5 protein-coding genes are annotated in these 4,862 nt (G+C 73.5%); 2 read left to right on the top strand and 3 right to left on the bottom strand.

Going from position 1 to position 4,862, the window contains the following annotated elements; genetic code table 11:
* Window positions 1-424 (bottom strand): phosphotransferase (locus HGA02_RS10500; RefSeq protein ID WP_343035433.1); only part of this gene is annotated, 424 nt, incomplete at its 3' end.
* Window positions 425-428: 4 nt separating this feature from the next.
* The gene (locus tag HGA02_RS10495; protein WP_124343672.1) at window positions 429-926 is read right to left on the bottom strand and encodes a GNAT family N-acetyltransferase; all 498 of its coding nucleotides are present in this window, start codon (window positions 924-926) and stop codon (window positions 429-431) included.
* Window positions 927-973: 47 nt separating this feature from the next.
* Between HGA02_RS10495 and purU the strand changes: the two genes are divergently transcribed.
* Complete coding sequence (purU, locus tag HGA02_RS10490; protein WP_168678958.1) at window positions 974-1,849, top strand: formyltetrahydrofolate deformylase; 876 nt, start codon at window positions 974-976, stop codon at window positions 1,847-1,849.
* A gap of 179 nt (window positions 1,850-2,028) precedes the next feature.
* Complete coding sequence (locus HGA02_RS10485; protein WP_168678957.1) at window positions 2,029-3,432, top strand: extracellular catalytic domain type 1 short-chain-length polyhydroxyalkanoate depolymerase; 1,404 nt, start codon at window positions 2,029-2,031, stop codon at window positions 3,430-3,432.
* Window positions 3,433-3,525: 93 nt separating this feature from the next.
* Here the strand turns inward: HGA02_RS10485 and HGA02_RS10480 are convergent, their stop codons facing one another.
* Window positions 3,526-4,806 (bottom strand): alpha-lytic protease prodomain-containing protein, encoded by a 1,281-nt coding sequence (locus tag HGA02_RS10480; RefSeq protein WP_168678956.1) that lies wholly within the window; start codon window positions 4,804-4,806, stop codon window positions 3,526-3,528.
* Window positions 4,807-4,862 lie beyond the last annotated feature (56 nt).

Genomic DNA, 4,862 nt, shown 5'->3' with positions numbered 1-4,862 from the left:
CGGACGGGCAGTCGTCGACCGGCAGCGCGTCGTGCAGCGCCCGCAGGCCCGTCCCGATCGCGCGCACCGCGGTGAGCGGCTCGGCGACCCACCGCGGGTCGACCGCGCTGCGACCGGCCAGGGGGTGCGTGACCAGCCACGAGCCCTCGTCGTCGGACCCGGCCTCGAGCACCGTCGGCACCGGCGTCAGCGGCGCCGCCCAGCGTAGGCGCGCCACCTCAGCCTCCAGGTCGAGCGGCACGCCGGCCGGCACCCACTTCACGAACCGCTCGGGCTCGTCGAGCAGGAACGTCAGACCGCCGAGCTCGTTGCGCCAGACGACCTCGCGCACCCCGCCCATGCCCCGCACGACGTGCGGCACGACCGTCGGGTCGACCGGGCGACCGGCCAGCTCCCGTCCCGCGACCGGGAGCCGCCCGGACACGGCGTCAGGCCTCGGCGCGGTCGTCGTCCCCGAGCATCTTGCGCAGGTACGCGTACGTGAGGTCGCCCGCGGTCTGGTCGTGCTGGTGCTCGTAGCCCTGGCTCTCGTACAGCGCGATGTTGTGCAGCGAGTCACGCCCGGTGAACACCCAGACCTCCTCGATGCCGTCCGGCAGGATCGGCAGGATCGCCATGAGCAGGCGCGTCCCGACGCCCTTGCCCTGCAGGTCGGGCGCCACGGCGAACCGTCCGAGCGTCGCCTTGGTGCCCTCGACCACCACGCGGATCGAGCCGATCAGGCGGTGGCCGGACCACGCGCCGAGCGTGATGACGCCGTCGGCGCCGAGGTCGTCGCGGAGCTCGTCGAGCGTCTGCGTGAGGGGCGGGATGTTCGGGTCGCCGTACTGCTGGGCCTCGGTGACGAACGCGGCGCGGCGGAGCGTGAGGAGCTCTCCGGCGTCGTCGAGGGTGACCGTACGGATGTCCAGGTCGGCCTGCGTCATGGTCCCATCGTCTCAGCCGCTCGCGCGGGCGCACTACTCTCGGGGTCGTGTCCGACGCCGTGTCTCAGCATGCAGATGAGCCCACCCACTGGGTCCTGACCCTCTCGTGCCCCGACCGTCCCGGGATCGTCCGGGCCGTCGCGGGCGTGCTCGCGGACCACGGCGGCAACATCACCGAGTCGCAGCAGTTCGGCGACCCGCTGTCGGGGCTGTTCTTCATGCGCGTGCAGGTGTCGGCGTTCGCGCCGCGCGAGGTGCTCGAGGGCGCGATGGCCACCGTCGCCCGCACGTTCGCGATGTCGTGGTCCCTCGACGTCGTCGGCCGCCCGGTGCGCACGCTCGTGATGGGCTCCACCGCGGCGCACTGCCTCAACGACCTCGCGTTCCGGCAGCGGTCCGAGAAGCTGCCCGTCGACCTCGTCGCGGTCGTGTCCAACCACACGGCGCTCGCGCCGCTCGCCGAGTTCTACGGCATCCCGTTCCACCACGTGCCCGTCACGTCGGCGACCAAGGCCGCCGCCGAGGCGCGGCTGCTCGAGCTGGTCGAGGAGCTCGACGTCGAGCTCGTCGTCCTGGCGCGGTACATGCAGATCCTCTCCGACGACCTGTGCCGCCGGCTCGAGGGCCGCGTCATCAACATCCACCACTCGTTCCTGCCGTCGTTCAAGGGCGCCCGCCCCTACGCGCAGGCGCACGACCGCGGCGTCAAGCTCATCGGCGCGACCGCGCACTACGTCACGGGCGACCTCGACGAGGGGCCGATCATCGAGCAGGACGTCGAGCGGGTGGACCACACGCGGTCCGTCGACGACCTCGTCGCTCTCGGGCAGGACGTCGAGCGGCGCGCGCTCGCACGGGCGGTCCGGTGGCACGCCGAGCACCGCGTCCTGCTCGACGGGCACCGGACGATCGTCTTCCGCTGACGGCACCCGTCGCGCGCCGGGCCGTCCCCCGCGCACGACGCCGCAGGTCAGCGCCGCAGGGCGAATCGTTTCGCCGTCCCGACCCGCGTTGACCGTCTCCGACGACCTCGCGGATGCTCGACGAGCCGCCCACCTCACGCGTGGGCCGGCTCCCGCATCCCTGGGTCGAGGAGGACTCGATGACGTCGACGCGCGCACCCCTGCGCCGATCGCTGGCCGTGCTCGCGGCGCTCTGCGCCGCACTGGTCGGGCTGCTCGCCACGACGCTCACCTCGGCCGCACCAGCGCGGGCCGCATCGCTGCAGGAGGTGACGAGCTTCGGCAGCAACCCCGGCGGGCTCCGGATGTTCCTCTTCGTGCCCGACACCCTCCCCGCGCGGCCCGCGGTGCTCGTCGTCAACCACTACTGCACCGGGTCCGCCCAGGCGATGTACTCGGGCAGCCACTTCGACGAGCTCGCCACCCGGTACGGCTACATCGTCGTGTACCCGTCGACGAACCGGTCCGGCTCGTGCTTCGACGTGTCGTCCAGCGAGGCGCTCAAGCACGGCGGCGCGAGCGACCCGACGAGCATCGTCTCGATGGTGCGCTACGTGCAGCAGCGGTGGACGACCGACACGAGCCGCGTGTTCGCGACCGGTGTCTCGTCGGGCGCGATGATGACGCAGGTCCTGCTCGCGACGTACCCCGACGTGTTCGCCGCCGGGTCCGCGTTCGCCGGCGTGCCCGCGACGTGCTTCTCGACGTCCGGTCCGCCCCCCGGCACCACGTCGCAGGCCGGGTGGAACAGCGACTGCGCGCAGGGGCGTCTGACGCGGACCGCGCAGCAGTGGGGCGACCTCGCGCGGGCCGCCTACCCCGGGTACACCGGGCCCCGCCCGCGCGTGCAGCTGTGGCACGGCACGCAGGACGACACGCTCAGCTACGTGCAGCACGGCGAGGCGATCAAGCAGTGGACGAACGTGCTGGGCGTCTCCGCGACGCCGTCGTCGACCGAGACGATCGGGAACAACACGCGCACCCGGTACGGCGGCACGGGCGACCGTGCTCCTGTCGAGGCGAACAGCCTGTCCGGCGTCGGTCACAACCTGCCCGTCGACGCGGCGGGCGCGATCCGGTTCTTCGGGCTCGACCAGGCGACGACCCCCACGCCCACGACCCCGGCGCCGACGACGCCCCTCCCGACGCCCACCGCGACCACCCCGACGCCGCCCGTCCCGACGGACTGGCCGACGCTGCCGCAGCCCACGGCCACCTCGGGCCCGGCGACGTGCACCGTGGCGTGGTCGGTCAACCAGTGGAACACCGGCTTCACGGCGAACGTCACGATCACCAACCTGGACCACGCACCCGCGAGCGGCTGGCAGCTCACGTGGCGGTGGACCGCGGGCCAGAAGGTCACGCAGGCGTGGAGCTCGACGGTCACGCAGACGGGCGACGCGGTCGTCGCGAACAACGCCGCGTGGAACGCGAACATCCCCGTGGGCGGCAGCGTCCAGATCGGCTTCAACGCCACGCACACGGGCAGCAACCCGCCGCCCGCGGACCTGAAGCTCAACGGCCGGGCCTGCGCCCGCGCCTGACCGTCCGGACGGGACGACGGGCCCGCACCCCCCTGCGGTGCGGGCCCGTCGTCATACATCCCTCGGTCGTCGCGCGCCGAGGGGGTCGGAGCCCTACGGCGTCGTGGCGCCGAGGGTGTACGAGCCGGAGCCCGCGTAGGCGTAGACGCCGTACCGGTACTGGCCGGCCGTCCCGTTGTAGGTGATCGACTCGTCGGCGCTCGACGAGGTGGCCGACGCGACCGAGGCCCACGCCGAGCCGTTCCACTTCTGCAGGTACAGGTCGAAGTCGCTGCCGGTCGGGCCGTCGAGGCAGAGCCGGATGGTGCCGCTCGACGAGACGGTCACGTAGCTGCCGGTCGGCTGGATCGCGGACCGCCCGGTGCTGAGCGAGCCCGTGTAGGTGCGCGCGAGGTTGGTGCAGCCGGCGGGGGGCGGGTTCTGGCCGCCACCCGACGTGACGAGCGTGAGGCCGTAGGCGGACAGCGCCTCGTTGACGGGCTGGAAGTATGTCGTCCCGCCGGACGAGCAGTTGCCGGACCCGCCGGACGTCATGCCCTGCGCCTGGTTGCCCGCGACGAGCGAGCCGCCGGAGTCGCCGGGCTCGGCGCACACGTTGGTGCGGATGAGGCCGGACACGCTGCCCTGCGCGTAGTTGACCGTGGCGTTGAACGCCTGGATGGTGCCGCAGCGCCAGCCCGTCGTGGAGCCGGAGCGGCAGACCGACGAGCCGACGGTCGCCTGCGTGGAGCCCGCGACGGCGACGGTGCCGCCGCTGTAGTTGTTGACGGCGCCGATCGGCGTGTTCCCCGACGCGACGCGCACCCACGCGTAGTCGTTGCCCGGGAAGCTCGACCCGGCGAACGTGCCGGACGGGCTCGTGGTGGTCGCGCCCGTGCGGCCGCAGTGCCCGGCGGTGACGAATCCGCCGGTGACGGCGAAGCCGACCGAGCAGCGCGAGGACCCGCCGATGTAGTACGCGTTGCCGCCGATCACGTCGATGAACGTGCGCGGCGCCTCGGCCGTCTCGACGACCTTCACCGCGTCGGCGGGGACGCCCGCGGCGGCGACGAGGTCACGCGCCTGCGCGACCGCGCCCGCGGTGGCGTTGACGACGACCGAGTTGGTCGCGACGTCGACGTACCAGGACGGCACCGTCGACGCGACGGAGGCGAGCGCGGCGTCGAGCCCGGCCTTGTACGCGTCGAGGTCGGCGAGCGAGTGCCGGGCGACGACCGGCCGGGCACCGGCGGCGCGGATCGCGGGGCCGTCGGCGGCGTCGGAGCCGCTCACGTGCAGGCCGCGTGCGGCGAGCAGCGCGGCGATCGCGGACATGCCCGCGCCACCGACGCCGACGAGGTGCACGCGCCCGAGGTCCGCCACGGTCGCGGTCACGCGTCCCCTCCCGGCAGGTGGCGCTCGACGAGCGCGGCGACCCGGTCCGCGGCGTC

Source organism: Cellulomonas septica (genome assembly GCF_012396155.1).
Lineage (GTDB): Bacteria > Actinomycetota > Actinomycetes > Actinomycetales > Cellulomonadaceae > Cellulomonas > Cellulomonas septica.
This window is presented reverse-complemented; position numbering and strand designations above follow the sequence as displayed.

What these genes read in the sequence shown, in the direction of transcription:
- HGA02_RS10495 (WP_124343672.1), bottom strand. Translation starts at nt 926, where the DNA reads ATGACGCAGGCCGACCTGGACATCCGTACGGTCACCCTCGACGACGCC.
- HGA02_RS10485 (WP_168678957.1), top strand. Translation starts at nt 2,029, where the DNA reads ATGACGTCGACGCGCGCACCCCTGCGCCGATCGCTGGCCGTGCTCGCG.